18 protein-coding genes are annotated in these 18962 nt (G+C 64.0%); 8 read left to right on the top strand and 10 right to left on the bottom strand.

What is annotated here, in order from left to right; genetic code table 11:
• Window positions 1–311: 311 nt before the first annotated feature.
• Both HV765_RS20735 and recQ read left to right on the top strand, forming a co-directional pair.
• Complete coding sequence (locus HV765_RS20735; RefSeq protein ID WP_254600662.1) at window positions 312–1664, top strand: fimbrial protein; 1353 nt, start codon at window positions 312–314, stop codon at window positions 1662–1664.
• 159 nt (window positions 1665–1823) lie between these two features.
• The gene (gene recQ, locus HV765_RS20730) at window positions 1824–3653 is read left to right on the top strand and encodes a DNA helicase RecQ (RefSeq protein WP_175170808.1); all 1830 of its coding nucleotides are present in this window, start codon (window positions 1824–1826) and stop codon (window positions 3651–3653) included.
• Window positions 3654–3845: 192 nt separating this feature from the next.
• On the opposite strand, the gene HV765_RS20725 is transcribed toward recQ, so the two are convergent.
• Window positions 3846–4901: a cytochrome d ubiquinol oxidase subunit II gene (locus tag HV765_RS20725; protein ID WP_054424583.1), complete on the bottom strand. Its 1056-nt coding sequence runs from the start codon at window positions 4899–4901 to the stop codon at window positions 3846–3848.
• Window positions 4898–6241, bottom strand: coding sequence for a cytochrome ubiquinol oxidase subunit I (locus tag HV765_RS20720; RefSeq protein WP_054424584.1), 1344 nt, complete (start codon window positions 6239–6241; stop codon window positions 4898–4900). The genes HV765_RS20725 and HV765_RS20720 overlap by 4 nt, the downstream gene beginning before the upstream one ends.
• Before the next feature lie 136 nt (window positions 6242–6377).
• Between HV765_RS20720 and HV765_RS20715 the strand changes: the two genes are divergently transcribed.
• The 4 genes from HV765_RS20715 to minE all read left to right on the top strand — a co-directional run bounded on the left by HV765_RS20715 (window position 6378) and on the right by minE (window position 10385).
• Window positions 6378–8147, top strand: coding sequence for a glutamine--tRNA ligase/YqeY domain fusion protein (locus tag HV765_RS20715; RefSeq protein WP_175170807.1), 1770 nt, complete (start codon window positions 6378–6380; stop codon window positions 8145–8147).
• A gap of 163 nt (window positions 8148–8310) precedes the next feature.
• Complete coding sequence (gene minC / locus HV765_RS20710) at window positions 8311–9198, top strand: septum site-determining protein MinC (protein WP_175170806.1); 888 nt, start codon at window positions 8311–8313, stop codon at window positions 9196–9198.
• A gap of 110 nt (window positions 9199–9308) precedes the next feature.
• Window positions 9309–10124 (top strand): septum site-determining protein MinD, encoded by an 816-nt coding sequence (gene minD, locus HV765_RS20705; protein WP_175170805.1) that lies wholly within the window; start codon window positions 9309–9311, stop codon window positions 10122–10124.
• Window positions 10125–10127: 3 nt separating this feature from the next.
• On the top strand, window positions 10128–10385 hold the full coding sequence (gene minE, locus HV765_RS20700) for a cell division topological specificity factor MinE (RefSeq protein ID WP_054424591.1): 258 nt from the start codon (window positions 10128–10130) through the stop codon (window positions 10383–10385).
• 99 nt (window positions 10386–10484) lie between these two features.
• On the opposite strand, the gene HV765_RS20695 is transcribed toward minE, so the two are convergent.
• From HV765_RS20695 to HV765_RS20670, 6 genes are all read right to left on the bottom strand, one after another.
• Complete coding sequence (locus HV765_RS20695; protein WP_054424593.1) at window positions 10485–10709, bottom strand: glycine zipper 2TM domain-containing protein; 225 nt, start codon at window positions 10707–10709, stop codon at window positions 10485–10487.
• A gap of 191 nt (window positions 10710–10900) precedes the next feature.
• A complete protein-coding gene (locus HV765_RS20690) occupies window positions 10901–11434 on the bottom strand; it encodes an isochorismatase family protein (RefSeq protein WP_175170804.1) in 534 nt (177 codons plus the stop codon).
• A 78-nt stretch (window positions 11435–11512) separates the two neighbouring features.
• A complete protein-coding gene (locus HV765_RS20685; RefSeq protein ID WP_054424597.1) occupies window positions 11513–11893 on the bottom strand; it encodes a type II toxin-antitoxin system VapC family toxin in 381 nt (126 codons plus the stop codon).
• On the bottom strand, window positions 11880–12089 hold the full coding sequence (locus HV765_RS20680; protein ID WP_082387118.1) for a type II toxin-antitoxin system VapB family antitoxin: 210 nt from the start codon (window positions 12087–12089) through the stop codon (window positions 11880–11882). The genes HV765_RS20685 and HV765_RS20680 overlap by 14 nt, the downstream gene beginning before the upstream one ends.
• A 121-nt stretch (window positions 12090–12210) precedes the next feature.
• Window positions 12211–13884, bottom strand: a complete 1674-nt coding sequence (gene ettA / locus HV765_RS20675) for an energy-dependent translational throttle protein EttA (protein ID WP_006217650.1) — start codon at window positions 13882–13884, stop codon at window positions 12211–12213.
• 86 nt (window positions 13885–13970) lie between these two features.
• On the bottom strand, window positions 13971–14897 hold the full coding sequence (locus HV765_RS20670) for a DMT family transporter (protein ID WP_156336661.1): 927 nt from the start codon (window positions 14895–14897) through the stop codon (window positions 13971–13973).
• Between the two features lie 97 nt (window positions 14898–14994).
• On the opposite strand from HV765_RS20670, the gene HV765_RS20665 reads away from it, so the two are divergent.
• Together HV765_RS20665 and HV765_RS20660 are read left to right on the top strand one after the other, a co-directional pair.
• Window positions 14995–15786: an AraC family transcriptional regulator gene (locus HV765_RS20665; protein WP_175170803.1), complete on the top strand. Its 792-nt coding sequence runs from the start codon at window positions 14995–14997 to the stop codon at window positions 15784–15786.
• Between the two features lie 121 nt (window positions 15787–15907).
• Entirely contained in the window at window positions 15908–16423 is a 516-nt protein-coding gene (locus HV765_RS20660; protein WP_175170802.1) for a hypothetical protein, read from the top strand.
• Window positions 16424–16984: 561 nt separating this feature from the next.
• Here HV765_RS20660 and HV765_RS20655 read toward each other — a convergent pair.
• Window positions 16985–17980, bottom strand: a complete 996-nt coding sequence (locus HV765_RS20655) for an ABC transporter ATP-binding protein (RefSeq protein WP_054428069.1) — start codon at window positions 17978–17980, stop codon at window positions 16985–16987.
• Window positions 17977–18957 (bottom strand): ABC transporter ATP-binding protein, encoded by a 981-nt coding sequence (locus HV765_RS20650; RefSeq protein WP_054428070.1) that lies wholly within the window; start codon window positions 18955–18957, stop codon window positions 17977–17979. The genes HV765_RS20655 and HV765_RS20650 overlap by 4 nt, the downstream gene beginning before the upstream one ends.
• Between the last annotated feature and the right edge of the window lie 5 nt (window positions 18958–18962).

Raw genomic sequence — 18962 nt, 5'->3', positions numbered from 1 at the left:
GCCTTGGACTGGCCCTAAAATAGCCGCCGGCCTTGCCGCTCGTCCGGTTTACTAAAAATCGTTTACAGCTACGGCAACGCCCCCTATTTACACTGGTCCGTATGGTCGCCCCTGCAAAGTGGCGCAGACGGTTGTTGCACGCGGCACTGGCGGCGGGTTTGTTCTGCCCGCTGGCCGCAGCGCTTGGCGACACCCTCTATGCGCCCCCCTATTCCGAATCCACGCCCGCCGCCGGTATGCCCACTGCGGGTACGCCCGCTGCCGGTATGCCCGCTGCCGGTATGCCCACTGCGGGTACGCCCGCTGCCGGTATGCCCGCTGCGGGTACGCCCGCTGCCGGTATGCCCGCTGCGGGCAGACCGGTGCTGGTCGCGCGCGGCATTGGGGTTCTGTCCCCGGTGCAACCCATCCCCGTGCGACCCGCGCCGTCGATTGATGCGCGCGCCGTGCCGTTGGACCCGGCCCCCTGCGATTTGATGGTGGCGGAACCGGCCATGGACACCTCGGTGCAAGGCACCGGGGGCAGCGGCGACGCCGATCCGATTCCCGGGCTGGGGTCGAGCCTGAATGGGGCCGCCGAGGTTGGCGCCGCCGAGGTTGGGGCGGCTCAGGTTGGATCGGCTCAGGCCGGACCCGCCCCGGGCGAGGCCACTGCGAATGGCGCGGCCGGCTCCTCGCCGCTGGGCTGCGAGCTGACCGCTTCGGCGCCCACGGCGGATTCCGCTGCGGCGCCCGAGGAAACCCCGCCGGACTATGACTTTGCGCTGGACACGGGCGACATCCCCCGCATCCCGGTCGTGGTGATTTCGGGCGTCTCGCGCCCTTCCCGCCCCTGGTTTGCCTCCGTCAGCGGGCAAGATGGCCTGCGCTATGCAGGCGACCGCAACTGGGTCTATCGCAACACCACCGGCCCGTCGGTGACGGTGGGCAACATCAACGCCAATGCACCCGTCTGGGGCAGCAGCGCGCCGGTGGGCGGCTTGCAGATCGCGAACTGGGCGGGGTCCAGCGCGACCGTGCCCGAGGGCAGCTTCGGCTACTCGTCGTCGGTCGGCAAGCTGAACCGCATGGACCCCACCGCCAGCTCTGGGGCGGTGGACTATGGCGCCTCGGTCGGCACGGGCAGCGTGCGCTACGGCCTGACCCCCGCCCTGACCGTCGAAGGCCAGATGCAAAGCGCCCCGTCGCTGACCACCCGCGGCATGGGCACCACGTATGCGGCGGGCGAATATGGCACCTTCCAGGCCGGCGCCACGCAAAGCACGTTTGACGCCTCCAACGCCTGGCGCTACCGCATCGGCTACAGCGTGGACGTGGCCGACACAGTGAACCTGGGCTACACGAACGAACAGATCGGCGCCGGCTTTGGCGACCTGTCGACGTATTCCGGCGGCGTGGCCTCGGCCCCGCAGTCCCGCAACACCTTGTCGGCCGGCGTGCCGATCACCGGATGGGGCACGTTCAGCGGCACATACTCGGGGCTGCATGAAGGGTCCACGCTGGCCGAGCAGCGCGTGGGCCTGTCGCACAGCATGTTCGTGGCGCCCAAGGTGAAGCTGGCCGTCGGGGCCGACCGCGACATCATCTCGGGCAACTACGAGTGGCGCGCCAACCTGAGCATGCCCGTGGATACGTTCATGCGCGGGACCTGGCTGAGCTGGTAGGGATCGCGGGAGCGCCGGCACTCCCCCGAGCGCGAATGCCCGACCGCCGGTTGACCGGACCGCCACCCGGACCGCCCCCCGGACGGAAATATCCCGGTAAAAGAGGCGTCCGGGAATTGCGGCTTAAAATCCCTGCCATGATGCTTCCGGCCTACCCCCATGTCTGACGCGCGCGCTCTCGGCGTATTGCAGCGCGTTTTCGGTTACGAATCCTTCCGCGGCGACCAGCAAGCCATTGTCGAACAAGTGATCGACGGCGGTGACGCGCTGGTCCTCATGCCCACGGGCGGAGGGAAATCGCTCTGTTATCAGATCCCGTCACTGGTGCGCGAAGGCACCGGTATTGTCGTGTCGCCGCTGATCGCGCTGATGCAGGATCAGGTCGACGCGCTGACCGAACTTGGCGTGCGCGCCGCGTTCCTGAACTCCACGCAAGAGTGGCGCGTGGCCCGCGACGTCGAACAGGCGTTTCTGGCGGGCGAGCTCGACTTGCTGTACGTCGCCCCCGAACGCCTGTTGACCGACCGCTGCCTGCAGCTGCTTGAACGCGGCCGCATCGCGCTGTTCGCCATCGACGAAGCGCACTGCGTCTCGCAATGGGGGCACGATTTCCGGCCGGAATACCTGGGCCTGTCGATGCTGCACGAGCGCTGGCCAGACGTGCCGCGCATTGCGCTCACCGCTACGGCCACGGCCGATACGCGCGCCGAGATCGCCCAGCGCCTGCAACTGGACGACGCCCGCCATTTCGTTTCCAGCTTTGACCGCCCGAACATCCGCTACCGCATCATCGAAAAGAACGAGGTGCGCAAGCAGCTGCTGGACATGATCCGCACCGAACACGATGGCGAGTCCGGTGTGGTGTATGGCTTGTCGCGGGCGCGGGTGGAAGAAACCGCCGAATTCCTCTGCAACCAGGGCATCGACGCGATGCCCTACCACGCCGGGCTCAGCCCGCAGGTGCGCGCGGCCAACCAGTCCCGGTTCCTGCGCGAAGACGGCGTGGTCATGGTGGCCACCATCGCCTTCGGCATGGGCATCGACAAGCCCGATGTGCGCTTCGTGGCCCACATCGATCTGCCCAAGTCCGTCGAAGGCTACTACCAGGAAACCGGCCGCGCCGGCCGCGACGGCCTGCCCGCCACCGCGTGGCTCGCCTATGGCCTGCAAGACGTGGTGCAACAGCGCCGCATGATCGACGAATCCCCCGGCGACGAATCCTATCGCCGCCGGCTGGGCCAGCAATTGGACGCCATGCTGGGCCTGTGCGAAACCGTGGAATGCCGGCGCGTGCGGCTGCTGGCGTACTTCGGCCAGCAGATCACCGCCTGCGGCAACTGCGACGTCTGCCTGGAACCGCCGCAAGCGTGGGACGGCACCGTCGCCGCGCAGAAAGTGCTGTCGGCTGTCTACCGCCTGTGGAAAGAACGTGGCCAGCGTTACGGCGCCGGCCACATCATCGACATCCTGCGCGGCAAAGTCACCGACCGCACCAAGCAGCACGGCCATGAAACGCTTAGCGTTTTTGGCGTGGGCGAAGACCTGAGCGACACCGCCTGGCGCGGCGTGCTGCGCCAATTGCTGGCGCAGGGCCTGTTGACGGTAGACAACGAAGGGTTCGGCACGCTGGCGCTGACGGAAGGCAGCCGCGCCGTGTTGAAAGGTGAACGCCAGCTGATGCTGCGGCGCGAATCCGAAAAGAAAACCCGGTCAGGCAAAACCAGCAGTGGCCGCCCCAAGGCCCCGGCCATCGACCTGCCGGCCGAACTGCAACCCGTGTTCGAAGCGTTGCGCGCGTGGCGCGGCGAAGTCGCCAAGAGCCACGGCGTGCCCGCGTATGTCATCTTCCACGATGCAACGCTGCGCGAAATCGCCCTGGCTCAGCCCGACTCGATGGATGCGCTCAGCCACATCAGCGGCGTCGGCGCGCGCAAGCTCGAAGCCTACGGCGAAGAGATCCTGCAACGCGTGGCCAAACCGGTTTTGTAGGATGGGTGTAGCGCGAGCGGCCCGCCCGTAGAAAACGGCTGGTGAACGCGGGCAACCCATGAAGCAGCGCTTGCGTTGTGGCCGAGTCCGAGAAGAATCAGATGTTATTTGATGGGTTCCGCGCGTTCGAGATCGGGGTTCTTGGCCTCGTTCTCTTGCGCTTCACCCATCCTATGCCTGGGCCAGGCCCCATCAATACGACGGCGGCGGCAGCAGCGGCACCGGGCCGCGTTCCTTGCCGAAGACCGAGCGGTAAGCCAGGATGTTGAACACCAGCACCACCGGTATCCCCACGACCGCGCCGGCCAACACCAAGCGCATCGAACCCAGCGCGCCCGCGCCATCCCAAAGCGTCATGTCGTCCAGGATCAGGTACGGGAACAGGCTGTATGCCAGGCCGCTCAGCATCAGCAGGAACAACGCCACGCACAGCACGAACGGCAGCCAGCTGAAGCGGTCGGCCTTGCCGGGCAGACGCGCCAGCAGCATTTCTGCCGCCACGTAGCCCGCCAGCATCAGCACCCAGACCGTGGCCGCCAGGCTCAGGTGGGCGATGTTGCTCCACTTGTAGAAGATGCCCGCATTGGCCAGGCCCAGCGTGACGGCGATCGACACCATGCCCACCGCTGTCCAGCGAATGGCGTGGCGCGCCCAGTTGGCAGCGCGGCGTTGAAGGTCGCCATCCACGCGCATGACAAGCCACGACGCGCCCAGCAACACATAGGCCGCCACGGCGCATAGCCCGACGAACATCGCGAACCAGCCATAGCCGGCATCAGATTGATACCCGGTGGCGATGCGGCCCAGCAGCATGCCTTGGCCGAAAGCGGTAATGATCGAGCCTGCCCAGAACCCGAAGATCCAGCGCGGTTTGCTTTCATTGCGGGCGCGGATGCGGAATTCAAACGACACGCTGCGCAGCACCACGCCCAGCACCATGAAGGTCAGCGGCCCGTACAGCTTGCCCAGCACGGCGCCCCACGCAAAGGGAAAGGCCGACGCGAACAGCCCCATGCCCAGCAGCAGCCAGAACTCATTGGCGTCGCGCCAGGGGCTCAGCAGCGACATCATGCGGCCGCGCTCGTGCTCGGGCGCCAATTGCAACAGGATGCCCACGCCCAGGTCGAAGCCGTCGAGCACCATGCCGGCGGCAATCACCACGAACAGCAAGCCCATGAAGGCCAGCGGCATCCAGAAGGAAGGGTCTTCGGGGCTCAGCCCCTGCGATGCGGCAAGCATGGCGATCATGGCGTACCTCCGCCCAGTTTGCGCACCGGCACGACGCCGTAGCGCGCGGCATGGAACAACATGCCCGCGAAGGCGGCCAGCAGCAAGGCATACAGCAGGCCATATCCCAGCAGCCCGTACAGCACGGTGCTGGACGGAATCTGCCCCAGCACCTCAGACTGCGTGATGGTGCCGTTCACGGCAAACGGTTGCAGCCCGATGATGGATACCCACCATCCCGCCACGACGGCAATGCCGCCCGAGAACATCATGGTGCACAGCACGCGCTGCCACCAGACAGGCAGCGTCGACGGGTCCAGCCCGCGGCGGAACGTCATCAAAAAGGTCACGCACGCCACCGCCAGCATCAACAGGCCCAGCCCTACCGCCACCCGCAATGACCAGAAGGTCAGCGCAACCGGCGGCAGCATGCCGGAATACTTGTCCAGGCCCTGATAGGTGCCGTCCGCATTGCGGTGCAGCCACATGCCGCCCGCGTTGCGGATCGTCAGGTCAGACACGTTGGTATGGGCACGGGCATCGGGCCAGCCGAACAGCACCAGTTGCGGCTCCGAGCCACTTTCCCAATAGCCCGCGGCCGCAGCAGCCTTGGCAGGCTGCAACTTGGCCACCATCTGACCCGCGCCTGTTGCCACCGGCACCTGCAAGAACGCAGCCACCACCGCAATCACCAGCGCGGTCTTGAAGGTATTGCGTTCCCCATCACCCAGCGGGCGGCGCAGCGCCTGCAAGGCGGTGACGCCCATCATCAGGAACGCGGCGGCCAGCGCCGCGCCGACCACCACCACGGCCATGCGCCATCCCACCGACGGGTTCAGCACCACGGCCACCCAGTCATAGACCTGGTAGCGGCCATCGACAAGAATCGCACCGTCGGGCGTTTGCATCCAGGATTGCAGGGCCAGCACCCAGAACACCGCCACCAGCTGGCCCACGGCCACCATCAGCACCGCCAGCGTGTGCGCGAAGTCGGACACGCGGCGCTGGCCGAACAGCATGACGCCCAGGAAACACGACTTCAAGATGAAGACGGACAGGATGCCGTAACCCAGCAAGGGGCCGGCGACGTTACCGATCTTGTCCATGAGGCCGGCCCACAGGCTGCCGATCTGAATCAGCACGGGCACGCTGGCCGCCAGGGTCAGCACGAAGGCCAGGGCGAAAATTCGCACCCAGAAGCGGTAAGCGGCGGTCCAGCCGCCGCGGCCCGACCACCGGGCGCGCACTTTGAAAAACAGCAGCACCCACGCAAGCGCCAGGGAAACGGCCAGGAAAAGCGCCAGAAAGCTCAGGCTGGCCACGAACTGCGCACGGGCCAGGGAAAGGGTGGATATATCCATAATGGGCCGTAGTGTAGAGCCAGTTACAAGACAATGGGGGCAGTTTGAAACCGCTTGAACCGGGTCTAAAAAGGCCCCTGAGGCGGAACGTGGCAAAATTGACGCTTTGTCGCCGCTTTTTCCTATTCTTTCAAGAATGACCTCCGCCACGACGCCGACCCCTGCTGCATCCAATTTCCTGCTTAACATCGTCCAGGACGACCTTGAAGCCAACCGCTTCCAGGGCAAACGCTGGGCGGGCAAGCCTGGCCCGGCCGCCGTGCAGGAACAGGGGCAGCTGGACGCCGCCCGTATCCGCACGCGCTTTCCGCCGGAGCCCAACGGCTACCTGCACATCGGTCACGCCAAGAGCATTTGCGTGAACTTCGGCCTGGCGCGCGATTTCGGCGGTGTCTGTCACCTGCGTTTTGACGACACCAACCCCGAGAAAGAAGACCAGGAATACGTCGACGCCATCATCGAAGCCGTGCACTGGCTGGGCTTTGACTGGAAGGCCGACAACGGCCAGGAAAACCTGTACTTCGCCAGCGACTACTTCGGCTATATGTACGAGTTCGCCGAAGCCCTGGTCGAAGCCGGCCACGCTTACGTCGATGAGCAAAGCCCCGAAGAAATCCGCGCCAACCGCGGCACGCTGACCGAACCCGGCACCGACTCGCCCTGGCGCAACCGCCCGGCCGCCGAGTCCATCACCCTGCTGCGTGAAATGCGCGACGGCAAGCATCCGGACGGCAGCCTGGTGCTGCGCGCGAAGATCAACATGGCCTCGCCCAACATCAACCTGCGCGACCCGGTCATGTACCGCGTGCGCCACGCGACCCACCACCGCACGGGCAACCAATGGTGCATCTACCCGATGTACAGCTGGGCTCACCCGGTGGAAGACGCCCTGGAAGGCATCACGCACAGCGTCTGCACGCTGGAATTCGAAGATCAGCGCCCGTTCTACGACTGGATACTCACGCGCCTGGCAGAGCTCGGCAAGCTGGCCCAGCCGCTGCCGCATCAATATGAATTCGCCCGCCTGAACCTGAGCTACGTCGTCACCAGCAAGCGCAAGCTGCTGCAACTGGTGCGCGAAGGCCATGTGGACGGCTGGGACGACCCCCGCATGCCGACCATCTTCGGCCTGCGCCGCCGCGGCTACACGCCGGCCTCGATCCGCCTGTTCTGCGACCGCACCGCCGTGTCCAAGTCCGACTCGCGTATCGACTACAGCCTGCTCGAACAAGCCGTGCGCGACGATCTCGACCCCATCGCCGCCCGCTCGGTGGCCGTGCTGGACCCGATCAAGCTCGTCATCACGAACTATCCGGAAGGCCAGTCCGAAACCTGCACGGCGCCGCGCAATCCGCATGACCCGGAAGCGGGCGTGCGCGAATTCCCGCTGTCGCGCGAGCTCTGGATTGAACGCGACGACTTCCGCGAAGAAGCGCCGAAGAAGTACTTCCGCCTGTTCCCCGGCAACACCGTGCGCCTGAAGTACGGCTATGTCGTGCGCTGCACCGGCTTCACCAAGAACGAAGCCGGCGAAGTCGTCGAAGTTCAAGCTGAATACCTGCCGGAAACCAAAAGCGGCACGCCGGGCGCAGACAGCGTCAAGGTCAAGGGCAACATCACCTGGGTCAGCGCGGCCCACGCGGTGCCGGCCCAGATCCACCTGTACGACCGCCTGTTCGCCGATGCGCGTCCCGATGGCGGCGACAAGGACTTCCTGGCCTGCCTGAACCCGAACTCCAAGCAGACCGTCACCGCCTGGCTGGAACCGGGCACCGTCGCCACGCCGGGCGCCACCTGGCAGTTCGAACGCCTGGGCTACTTCACGGCCGACCTGAAGGAATCCACGGAAGCCGCGCCGGTGCTCAACCGCATCGTGACGCTGCGCGACTCGTGGGCGCAAGGCTGACCCGCCACGCGTGCGTAACACGGAAAAAGGCGCCTTCGGGCGCCTTTTTCTTTCGTCTTCCCCCCTGCGCACCCCACCCCGTAGCGGGTTATCATGCCCGACATCCCGCAGCCGGTTGCGCGCGCCGTTTTCCTGGCGTTGCGAACCGCCAGCCACAATCAAGATGAACACTGAATCTCTAGCCCTGGACTTCAAAAGCGCCACCCTGTATGCCATCCGGGTGGTTCTGCACAGCGCAGACCCCGAACGCCTTACCGCCGCGCTGGCCAAGCGCATGGCGGATGCCGGCAGCTTCTTCGAGAACGAACCCGTGGTCATCGACGCCAGCCGCGTCGACGAGAAGATCGATTGGACGGCGCTGGTCGCCGCGCTGCGCGCCCATAACCTGCCCCCGATCGGCGTGGTGGCCGAAGGCGCGAACCTGAAGGCCGCACGCGAGGCCGGCCTGACGCCGGTGGAACTGTCCACCCCCGCCGCCCGCCCCGCCCCCGTCGTGGACACCGCGCCGCCAAACGACGTGTCGACGCCCGTGCCTTCGGTGCCGGCCGCAGCCGTTGAAACCGCGCCCGCGCCCACCGACACGTCGGCCACTGATGGCGCAGCAGCAGATACCGCAGCAACGCCGGCCAAGTCCGCATCGGCCGAACCGATGCCGGCTCGCGAAGCCAGCAGCACCACGTCCGCGCCCAGCCCCACGCAAGCCGCGCCGCACTCGGCGTCGGCGCTGGTCATCACCAAACCCTTGCGTTCCGGCCAGCGCGTTTACGCGCGCCACACGGACCTTGTCGTGATCGGCATGGTGAGCCAGGGTGCCGAAGTCATCGCCGACGGCAACGTGCACGTGTACGGCCCGTTGCGCGGCAAGGCCATGGCTGGCGCGCGCGGCGACACGTCGGCGCGCATCTTCACAACGCATCTGGATGCCGAGCTGCTGGCCGTGGCTGGCGTGTACCGCGTGGTGGAAGACAAGCTCGACCGGACGCTGCAAAATCAGCCGGCCTTGATTCGCCTGGACGGCGATACGTTACGCATCGAAGCGCTGAAACCGTAGATCGTTTTTGCGCGGCGCCACGAACGTCTCAACACATTCTGTAAGAAGCCTTACACGGGCTTTTTGCTTTACGATAACGCGATTTATTCGAACATAAGGGTTTGATCGTCATGACACGCATTGTTGTGGTGACTTCCGGCAAAGGCGGCGTGGGTAAAACCACGACGAGCGCCAGTTTTTCCGCGGGCCTCGCGATGCGGGGCCACAAGACCGCTGTCATCGACTTCGATGTCGGCCTGCGCAATCTCGACCTCATCATGGGCTGCGAGCGTCGCGTGGTGTACGACTTCGTCAATGTGATCCAGGGCGAAGCCACCCTCAACCAGGCACTGATCAAGGACAAGCAGCTTGAAAACCTGTTCATCCTGCCCGCCTCGCAAACGCGCGACAAAGACGCGCTGACGCAGGAAGGCGTGGAAAAGGTCATCAACGACCTGAAGGAAATGGGCTTCGAGTACATCGTCTGCGACTCGCCCGCCGGCATCGAAACGGGCGCGCTGATGGCTGCCTACTTCGCCGACGACGCACTCGTCGTCACGAACCCCGAAGTGTCGTCAGTGCGTGACTCTGACCGCATCCTGGGCATCCTGGCGGCCAAGTCCAAGCGCGCCGTTGACGGCGGCGATCCGGTCAAGGAATTCCTGCTGCTCACTCGCTACAACCCGAAGCGCGTGGTGGACGGCGAAATGCTGTCCTTGGGCGACATCGAAGACATCCTGCGCATCAAGCTGATCGGCGTCATCCCCGAATCGGAAGCGGTGCTGCAAGCGTCGAACCAAGGCCTGCCGGCCATCCACCTGAAAGAAACGGACGTCTCCGAAGCCTACAAGGACGTCGTGGCCCGTTACCTTGGCGAAGACAAGGCCCTGCGCTTTACCGACTACGAAAAGCCCGGTCTTCTGAAACGCCTGTTCGGAGGCAAGTAAGCAATGTCCTTCCTGTCGTTTCTGCTTGGTCAAAAGAAATCGTCCGCGTCCGTTGCCAAAGAACGGTTGCAGATCATCCTGGCCCACGAGCGGGGCCGCGGCGACTCGCCCGACTACCTGCCGCAGTTGCAGCAGGAACTTATCGCCGTGATCTCAAAATACGTGAAGATCAACCCTGAAGACATCAAGGTGCACCTGGAACGCCAGGACACGCTGGAAGTGTTGGAAGTGAAGATCGAGATGCCGCAGAACGATACGTGATGCGGCGTGGCCGCGCCGGCCTCTGCTGGCGCGCGTCCACCACAACGGCCATAAAAAAACGCCCGGCAATGCCGGGCGTTTTGCATGGCGGGCAGACGCTTAGCGCTTGCCGACCTGATCGCCGATCACGCCACCGATCGCTGCTCCGCCAACCGTACCGAGCACGCCGCCGTTAGTGATCACGGCGCCTGCGACACCGCCCAATGCGGCCCCGCCCACCGTGCTCTTTTGACGATGGCTCATGCCGTCCCAGGACGAGCAGCCGGCCATTGCGGCGGTCATCGCCACGGCGATACAGATTTTGGAAAGAGATGCGATTTTCATGATGAGGCTCCTATTCTTATACCCAGGGGCCGCACCATGGACCTAACGCGAGCGCGCGATCCCCTTTTGGGTTTAGAAACTTCAGGATCTCAAAATATCGCGGCAAGCGGTGTTAGGTTTGCCCAGGAATTGTGTCAAACAGCGAGAGAATCTTTGCGCGCCTCTGGGGGCAATGTTGCAGGCCCCATCGGCTATTTGACCAGACGTAACACATCACGAAAGCGCGGATGCTCGCAAGTCTCCATCCACTCAAATATGGCCATTTCCGATGTGACGATATCCGCACCATGCGCACGCGCACGGCGCAACGCGGCATGATGATCAGCAGGCTTGCGCGAGCCGGCGGCATCAGACACCAACACCGCCTTGTAGCCCATGTCCGCCAAGCCGATCACGGTTTGCAGCACGCAGATATGCGCCTCGCAACCTGCCACCAGAATGGTCTTGCGCGCGGCGGGCAACCACGCTTCAAAGCCGGGTTCGCGCGCGGAAGAAAAATGCATCTTCTGAAACGTCGACTGCACAATGTCGCGCAGCGGGTCGACCGTGACGCCAAGCATCTTGCTGTGATGTTCGGTGGCGATCACCGGCACATCCAGCAACCTCGCGGCTTGCGCAAGCTTGTGCGTGGAGTTCAGCACGGCCTCGTTGTCATGGATGACCGGCATCAGCCGGCCCTGCATATCAACGATGAGGAATGTGGAATCGGAGGCGTGCAGCAGCATGGAAGATCTCCGGAAATTCTGCATCTGGAATGTTGGGCCGCATCAGCAGCAATGCTCAGGCACCCGCCGCTGCAAACCTCAATGATATAGCGGCGGCTCAACGGACAAATTCAATGCCACCGCGACGGACCTGAGCCGTTTGTCTTTGGTCCACAACGAGGCGCCAGGCGTAAGTCGGGTGGACGCAAGCAGATGCAGGTCAACATAGCCGATACCCTTACCAAACAGTCTTTCGGCATGAAGGAAATGTATCGCCTCGTCGTGACTTGCCCGGACGGCCTGCGGTAATAGCGTCATCGCACCCAACACCATGTCACGCTTTCCCAGAGAACCAAGCGCCAACTCGCCCACAATGAACGGATGCATCAGCACGTACTCATTGTTCAACAGCTGCTCAAGCCGGGGCTCGCGAGCCGCGCCCAGATGGTCAACCCAGATAGACGTATCAACTAGGATCATCTGACGTCTCCGTTTGCCGCCTGGGAGCCAGCTTCAATTTCGGAGAAGATCCACCCAGCTTCGCCAGGCGCTTCGCTGCTTCTTTCTGAACAAGATTGGTCAGCGCCTGCTGCACGAGTGCAGACGTCTCTTGTATACCCGTGTAGGTACGCGCCCTCTCGAGCAATTCATCATCGAGCGTCACCGTCGTACGCATGTTTGCCCCGCCACAATAGGTGAATCAAAAATTACATCATCTGATGCGGTTTTTGATTCTAGCATCGTGAAAAAATCCCGGCGCATCGGCCGGGATTTCTCAGACTGCTTTACCGCAAGGCTTACTTCAGTGCCTTGTAGCGCAGGCGCTTGGGCTTGGCGCCTTCTTCGCCCAGGCGGCGCTTCTTGTCGGCTTCGTACTCTTGGTAGTTGCCGTCGAAGAACACCACTTGCGAATCGCCTTCGAACGCCAGGATGTGCGTGGCGATACGGTCCAGGAACCAGCGATCGTGGCTGATGACCATGACGCTGCCGGGGAACTCCAGCAAGGCGTCTTCCAGCGCGCGCAGCGTTTCAACGTCGAGGTCGTTGGACGGTTCGTCAAGCAGCAACACGTTGCCGCCCGCGATCAGCGTCTTGGCCATGTGCAGACGGCCGCGTTCACCGCCCGACAGTTGGCCCACCACCTTGTTCTGGTCGCCGCCCTTGAAGTTGAAGCGGCCCAGATAGGCGCGCGACGACATTTCGAACTTGCCCACGGTCAGGATGTCGGCGCCGTCGGCCACAGCATCAAACACCGTCTTCTTGTCTTCCAGCGCATCGCGCGACTGGTCCACATAGGCCAGCTTCACGGTCTGGCCGATGGTGACTTCGCCCGAATCCGGCTGTTCGCGGCCGGCGATCATGCGGAACAACGTGGACTTACCGGCGCCGTTCGCGCCGATGATGCCAACGATGGCGCCCGGCGGGATCTTGAAGCTGAGGTTGTCGATCAACAGGCGATCGCCATACGCCTTGCTGACGTTGTTGAATTCAATGACCTCGTTACCCAGACGCTCGCCCACCGGAATGAAGATTTCCTGGGTTTCGTTGCGCTTCTGGTATTCGTAGGACGACAGTTCCTCGAAGCGGGCCAGACGCGCCTTGGCCTTGGCCTGACGGCCCTTCGGGTTCTGACGCACCCACTCCAGTTCTTTCTTGATCGTCTTCTGGCGGGCCGATTCCGAGGACTCTTCCTGCTTCAGGCGGTCTTCTTTTTGCTCGAGCCACGAGCTGTAGTTGCCCTTCCAGGGAATGCCGTAGCCGCGGTCCAGTTCCAGAATCCACTCAGCGGCGTTATCCAGGAAGTAGCGATCGTGGGTCACGCCGACGACGGTGCCGGGGAACTTGTGCAGGAATTGCTCCAGCCATTCCACGCTTTCGGCGTCCAAGTGGTTGGTGGGTTCGTCAAGCAGCAGCATGTCGGGCTTGGACAGCAGCAGGCGGCACAGGGCCACGCGGCGCTTTTCACCCCCCGACAGATTGCCGACGATGGCGTCCCAGGGCGGCAGGCGCAGGGCGTCTGCGGCGATTTCCATCTGGTGCTCGATATCGTCCGAACCGCTGGAGGCGGCGGCGGCGATGATGGCTTCCAGATCGGCTTGTTCAGCGGCCAGCGCGTCGAAGTCAGCGTCGGGCTCGGCGTAAGCGGCGTAGACCTCGTCCAGGCGCTTCTTGGCGGTGACGACGGCGCCCAGGCCTTCTTCGACCGATTGGCGCACCGTGTGCTCGGGGTTCAGTTGCGGTTCCTGCGGCAGATAGCCGATGTTCAGGCCCGGCATGGGAATGGCTTCGCCTTCGATCTCTTTATCGACGCCAGCCATGATCTTCAGCAGCGTCGACTTGCCCGAGCCGTTCAGGCCCAGCACGCCGATCTTGGCGCCAGGAAAAAACGAAAGCGAGATATCACGCAAAATCTGCCGCTTGGGCGGCACGATCTTGCCGACGCGGTTCATGGTGTAGACGTATTGGGCCATGGGCTCGTATAGGGAAAGAAAGCTGATGAACCGTCGATTGTAGGCCGGAACCCTGACAGGCGTGCGTCAGGGACGGAACACTGCGGTCAACCGCCAGCTTTGCCCGTGCGCAACCCCAGGCGCGGCGTGCGCATCTGAGCCAGCATCACCCCCGCCAGCGCCAGCGCGCCCCCCACGATATGGAAGATATGCGGCTTTTCGTCCAGGAAGACGGCAGCGATCGCCACCGTGGCCACCGGCATCAGGTTCAAAAAGATACTGGCGCGGTTCGGGCCCAGGTGCTTCACCCCCTGCATCCACAGGAACGGCGCAAACAGCGACGGGAAAATTGCCGCATACAGCACCAGCGGCACGTTGTCGGCATTCAGCGGCGACGGCGCCGCCATCAGAAACGCGGGCAGCTGGAACAACACGCCAAACGCCACCTGCACATACAGCGACTGCCACGGCCCCACCGGCAAGCCCCAGCGGCGCAGCAGCACGCCGTACAGCGCATAGGCCAGCGCGGCCATGCCCATCAGCAGATCACCCGGGTTCGCACCCACCGACAAGAGCCGCGCCGGATCGCCTTCGCCAATCAGCAACGCCAGCCCGGCCAGCGATACCAGGCCGCCCAGCATCGCCATCAGCGTCGGCCGCTGGCGCAGCACGACCGTCCCGACCGCGATGGTCAGCAGCGGAATCATCGCCGTGATGATGCCCATATTGGTGGCGGTGGTGGTGGACGCCGCCACATAGGCCAGGCCCTGGTACAGCGCCATCCCCAAACCGCCCAGCACCGCGAACTTGGGCAAGTACGGCACGATCAGCCGGCGCTGCGCCCACACGCCCGGCAGCGCAAACGGCGTCAGCATCACGCCAGCCAGCGCCCAGCGGTAAAAACCGATCACGGCAGGTGAAATCACGCCAGCGGCCATCTTGGTAACGATCATATTGACCGACCAGATCAGGGCCGCCAGCATCGGAAACAACAGATAGCGGGCGGGAATGGTGGGAGAGTCAGCGCGCGTCATGAATGCGTAATGCCAGATAGGAATAGGCCGCAAGTGTAGGGCGTGTCCGACATGCTGTATATAATGAAAAACAGACATTTCCGTACGAACTTCCGACATGGACTTCGCCGATTCCGCCCCGGTTCTGGCCGGCCACCTGCCCTATCCGCTGGCCTGCCGCATCCTGCATTTCACGCCCCATTCGCGCATGCAGCGCCACAGCTCGCCGTGGGCGGAACTGAACTTTGCGCTGTCGGGCATCATGGAAATCGGCATCAACGGCGTCACCTACCTGTCGCCGCCGCAGTACGCCATCTGGATACCGCCGCATGTGGAGCACTGCTGCCAGAACGAAGGCGAAGTGCACTACGCCTGCATCGATATCCCGGCCGAGGCCTGCGCAGGGCTACCCGATACGCCCTGCACCCTTGAGATCAGCCCCGTCATGCGCGCGATTCTGGCCGACTTCGAACGGCGCGGCATCCGCTACCCCGCCACCCCCGAAGACCGCCGGATGGCGCAGATCGTTATCGACCAAGCCCGCCAGGCCCGCGCCTACGCGAGCTATCTGCCATCCACCACAGAACCGGTGCTGGCCCCCATCCTGTCGGCGTTACAGCGCCGCCCCGGCGACAAACGCGGCGCCGCCTACTGGGCCGCCACCGCCGGCATCACCGAGCGCACCCTGCTGCGCCACTGCCAACAGCATCTGGGTATGTCGTTCAACGACTGGCGCCAACGCCTGCGCGTCGTATCCGCACTAGGCATGCTGGACGCCGGCCAACCCGTGCAAACCGTAGCGCGCGAACTGGGCTACAGCACACCCTCCGCCTTCATCGCCATGTTCCAGCGGCTGACCGGCGAATCCCCCGACAGCGTGCGCAAACGCAGCGTACCGGCCATGGCCTGAAAGGCCTTACCACTTCGTCATCCAAGCGTCCGATGCATTGCAACGCCGATCGCGCGACAATGTCGCCTGACCTTATGTATTTTGCCGTGCCGTCGCGGCTTCATCGCGCCCAGGAAATTTCATGTCCGCCTCTGCAACTCCCCCCACTTCCGTCACCCACTTCAGCGCATCCGAACTGGACATGCTGGCCAAAACGGCTGACGCCCTCAGCGCCTACCTGGGCAAACCGGTCCTGGCCGAAGTGGTGCTGGGCGACGAAGGCACCGAGTGGGTGACCTACGGCGTTCCGCTGGACGAAAACGCAAAAGTCGAAGAAGACCAGACCCACGTCCAACTGGGCGGCGCCGGCTCCCGCATCCTGGGCAACCGCGGCGGCCTGCCGCATTCTGACGACGACACCTACGACTGCCTTTACCTGTGGGCCGTACAGATTTCGCTGAACGAAGGCGAAAGATTCATCAAGCTGGACCACGACGGCGAAGAATCCGCGTGGTCAGACAGCTTGGAAGACGTCTTGCCCTTCGCGTTGACCGAGGAGCCGCAGCCGGTTCAGGACGACGAAGAGGAAGAAGAAGACGACGAGGACGATGAAGACGACGACACGCCGTATGAGCGCGTAGAAGAACCGCGCCATTGAATTTGAAGTCATACCAAGTCGGCAATGATGGGTAAGCGCGATCCACAATCGCGCAATAGCGCAAGAGCGCAACAGCGCAACAGCGCAAGAGCGCAAGCCAATACGCGCGTCACCCATCCTACGAATGACTCAGCACCGTCCGCCGCAAGCGGCCATCAGCGGCCGTACCCCACAAGCCACCCAAATGCCAAAAAAGGCCGCCCGCGCGGCCGGCTTTGGCGGCCCAGCAAGACCTTCCCACTCAAAAAAAACGCGCGGCAAAAACGCCAAGCACACCATCCGCCCCAGGGCCGGTCAATTCATGCACAACGCGAGTCCGTCGCGGTGGGGGGCGGGGTGCGCGGGGAGTCGATGCGCCCGAGGGAATCTGAAGGCAGTTGCCGCAGGCAACAACGAAGATGACGAAGGGGCAGTCCGGAGCGAAGGCTCCGGACCGCAATCGTTGACCCGCGCACCCCGCCCCCCACCGCGACGGACGCCACAAGAACAACGATCACCCTAAGCGCAACGATCGCCAAAAGAACAACAACCGCCCCAGCACCAACACCCGTCAAAAACAACTCACCCCGAAATCCGCCCCTCCTCCACCGCGTGGCAAGCCACCACCGACACCCCCGCCAACCGAGCCACCGGCGCCTCAGCCCGGCACCGATCATTCGCATGCGGACACCGCGGATGAAACGTACACCCTGACGGCGGATTCAACGGATTCGGCACTTCCCCCGCCACTGCGGTACGCGGCTTCCCCGCCCCATTGATATCCGGAATCGCCTCCAGCAGCATCCGCGTATACGGATGCCGTGGCCGCGCAAACAACTCATCACGCGGCGCCACTTCCACCATCCGCCCCAGATACATCACCCCGACGCGATCCGCCACGTGATGCACCACCGCCAGATTGTGCGAAATGAACAGGTAAGTCAGCCCCAGCTTGCGTTGCAGATCCTTCATCAGATTCAGCACCTGCGCCTGCACCGACACGTCCAGCGCCGACGTCGGCTCATCGCACACCAGGAATTCCGGATTCACCGCCAACGCCCGCGCAATCGAAATGCGCTGGCGCTGACCGCCCGAAAACTGATGCGGATAGCGCCCCTGATCCGCCGGGTCCAGCCCCACCTGCTTCAGCAATTCACTAACCCGCGCAACCCGTTCGTCGGGCGTCATCTGCGTATGCGTCAGCATCGGCTCCGCAATGATGCGGCCCACGCGCCAACGCGGATTCAAGCTGGCATACGGGTCCTGGAAAATCATCTGCAAGCGCTTGCGCAACGCCCGCCCGCCCTTCTCCGACATCCGCGACAACGGCTGCCCATCGAAACGGATATCCCCCCGCGTCAGGCCATACAAACCCACCAGCATCCGCGCCACCGTGGATTTTCCACACCCTGACTCGCCCACCAGCGCCAACGTTTCGCCCCGCGCAATCTCGAACGACACGCCATCCACCGCGCGCAGCATCACCCGCGGCTTGCCCGCCAGCTTGCGTTCCAACCAAGGCGGCGACACATCGAACCAGCGCGCCGCGTCCTTCACTTCAACCAGAGGCGTGCTCATGCGGCCACCTTACTTTTTTCGTCATGCAACCAACAGGCCGCGCGGGACGTGCCCGCCGGCAACAACTCGGGGCGCTCCGTCGCACAGCGCGGCAAACGCTGCCCGCAACGCGGATTGAACGCACAGCCCGGCGGAATCGCGTTCAGGCGCGGCATGCTGCCGTCAATCTGCACCAGCCTTTCCGTGTGCCCTTCCAGCGACGGAATCGACCCCATCAGCCCCGACGTATACGGATGGCGCGGCTTGTGAATCACATCCGCCACCGGCCCGATCTCGGCCACGCGGCCCGCGTACATCACCGCCACGCGGTCGGCCGTTTCCGCAATCACGCCCATATCGTGCGTGATCAGCATCACCGCCGTGCCATGCTCGCGGCACAACCGTTTCAGCAGCTCGATGATCTGCGCCTGAATGGACACATCCAGCGCCGTCGTCGGCTCGTCGGCCACCACCAGCTTGGGCTCGGCCGCCAGCGCCAGCGCAATCACCACGCGCTGACGCATCCCGCCCGAGAACTGATGCGGATAGTGGTCAATGCGCTCGCGCGCCGCCGGAATACCCGTCGATGCCAACAGCTCCACCGCGCGGTTGCGCGCCTGCGACCACGTCATATCCAAGTGCGTGACGATGGTTTCGGCCAACTGCCGGCCCACCGTGTACAGCGGATTCAACGACGTCAGCGGGTCCTGGAACACCGCCCCGATCTCGCGTCCGCGCACGCGGCGCATCTGCTCATCAGGCAGATTGTCGATACGGCGGCCCGCCAGCAGGATCTCGCCCGCGGCGATGCGCCCCGGCGGCTCCAGCAAACCAATGATGGACGCGCCGGTCAGCGATTTGCCGGCGCCCGACTCACCCACCACGCCCAGGACTTCGCCCGCCTGGATGGAAAAGGACACATCGTCCAGGGCGCGTAGCGTGCCGCGGCGCGTGGGAAACTCCACGCGCAGATTGCGGACTTCTAGAAGTGCGCTCATGGTTA

Origin of the sequence: Achromobacter kerstersii (genome assembly GCF_902859595.1) — a bacterium.
Classification (GTDB): Bacteria; Pseudomonadota; Gammaproteobacteria; order Burkholderiales; family Burkholderiaceae_B; genus Achromobacter; species Achromobacter kerstersii.
Note: the sequence above shows the minus strand (reverse complement) of the source record. Positions and strands in the feature narration are given on the sequence as shown.

Bases quoted from the DNA above. Each gene is read 5' to 3' on its own strand.
- HV765_RS20735 (WP_254600662.1), top strand. From the start codon at position 312: ATGCCCGCTGCGGGTACGCCCGCTGCCGGTATGCCCGCTGCGGGCAGA.
- recQ (WP_175170808.1), top strand. From the start codon at position 1,824: ATGTCTGACGCGCGCGCTCTCGGCGTATTGCAGCGCGTTTTCGGTTAC.
- HV765_RS20725 (WP_054424583.1), bottom strand. From the start codon at position 4,901: ATGATCGCCATGCTTGCCGCATCGCAGGGGCTGAGCCCCGAAGACCCT.
- HV765_RS20720 (WP_054424584.1), bottom strand. From the start codon at position 6,241: ATGGATATATCCACCCTTTCCCTGGCCCGTGCGCAGTTCGTGGCCAGC.
- HV765_RS20715 (WP_175170807.1), top strand. From the start codon at position 6,378: ATGACCTCCGCCACGACGCCGACCCCTGCTGCATCCAATTTCCTGCTT.
- minC (WP_175170806.1), top strand. From the start codon at position 8,311: ATGAACACTGAATCTCTAGCCCTGGACTTCAAAAGCGCCACCCTGTAT.
- minD (WP_175170805.1), top strand. From the start codon at position 9,309: ATGACACGCATTGTTGTGGTGACTTCCGGCAAAGGCGGCGTGGGTAAA.
- minE (WP_054424591.1), top strand. From the start codon at position 10,128: ATGTCCTTCCTGTCGTTTCTGCTTGGTCAAAAGAAATCGTCCGCGTCC.
- HV765_RS20695 (WP_054424593.1), bottom strand. From the start codon at position 10,709: ATGAAAATCGCATCTCTTTCCAAAATCTGTATCGCCGTGGCGATGACC.
- HV765_RS20690 (WP_175170804.1), bottom strand. From the start codon at position 11,434: ATGCTGCTGCACGCCTCCGATTCCACATTCCTCATCGTTGATATGCAG.
- HV765_RS20685 (WP_054424597.1), bottom strand. From the start codon at position 11,893: ATGATCCTAGTTGATACGTCTATCTGGGTTGACCATCTGGGCGCGGCT.
- HV765_RS20680 (WP_082387118.1), bottom strand. From the start codon at position 12,089: ATGCGTACGACGGTGACGCTCGATGATGAATTGCTCGAGAGGGCGCGT.
- ettA (WP_006217650.1), bottom strand. From the start codon at position 13,884: ATGGCCCAATACGTCTACACCATGAACCGCGTCGGCAAGATCGTGCCG.
- HV765_RS20670 (WP_156336661.1), bottom strand. From the start codon at position 14,897: ATGACGCGCGCTGACTCTCCCACCATTCCCGCCCGCTATCTGTTGTTT.
- HV765_RS20665 (WP_175170803.1), top strand. From the start codon at position 14,995: ATGGACTTCGCCGATTCCGCCCCGGTTCTGGCCGGCCACCTGCCCTAT.
- HV765_RS20660 (WP_175170802.1), top strand. From the start codon at position 15,908: ATGTCCGCCTCTGCAACTCCCCCCACTTCCGTCACCCACTTCAGCGCA.
- HV765_RS20655 (WP_054428069.1), bottom strand. From the start codon at position 17,980: ATGAGCACGCCTCTGGTTGAAGTGAAGGACGCGGCGCGCTGGTTCGAT.
- HV765_RS20650 (WP_054428070.1), bottom strand. From the start codon at position 18,957: ATGAGCGCACTTCTAGAAGTCCGCAATCTGCGCGTGGAGTTTCCCACG.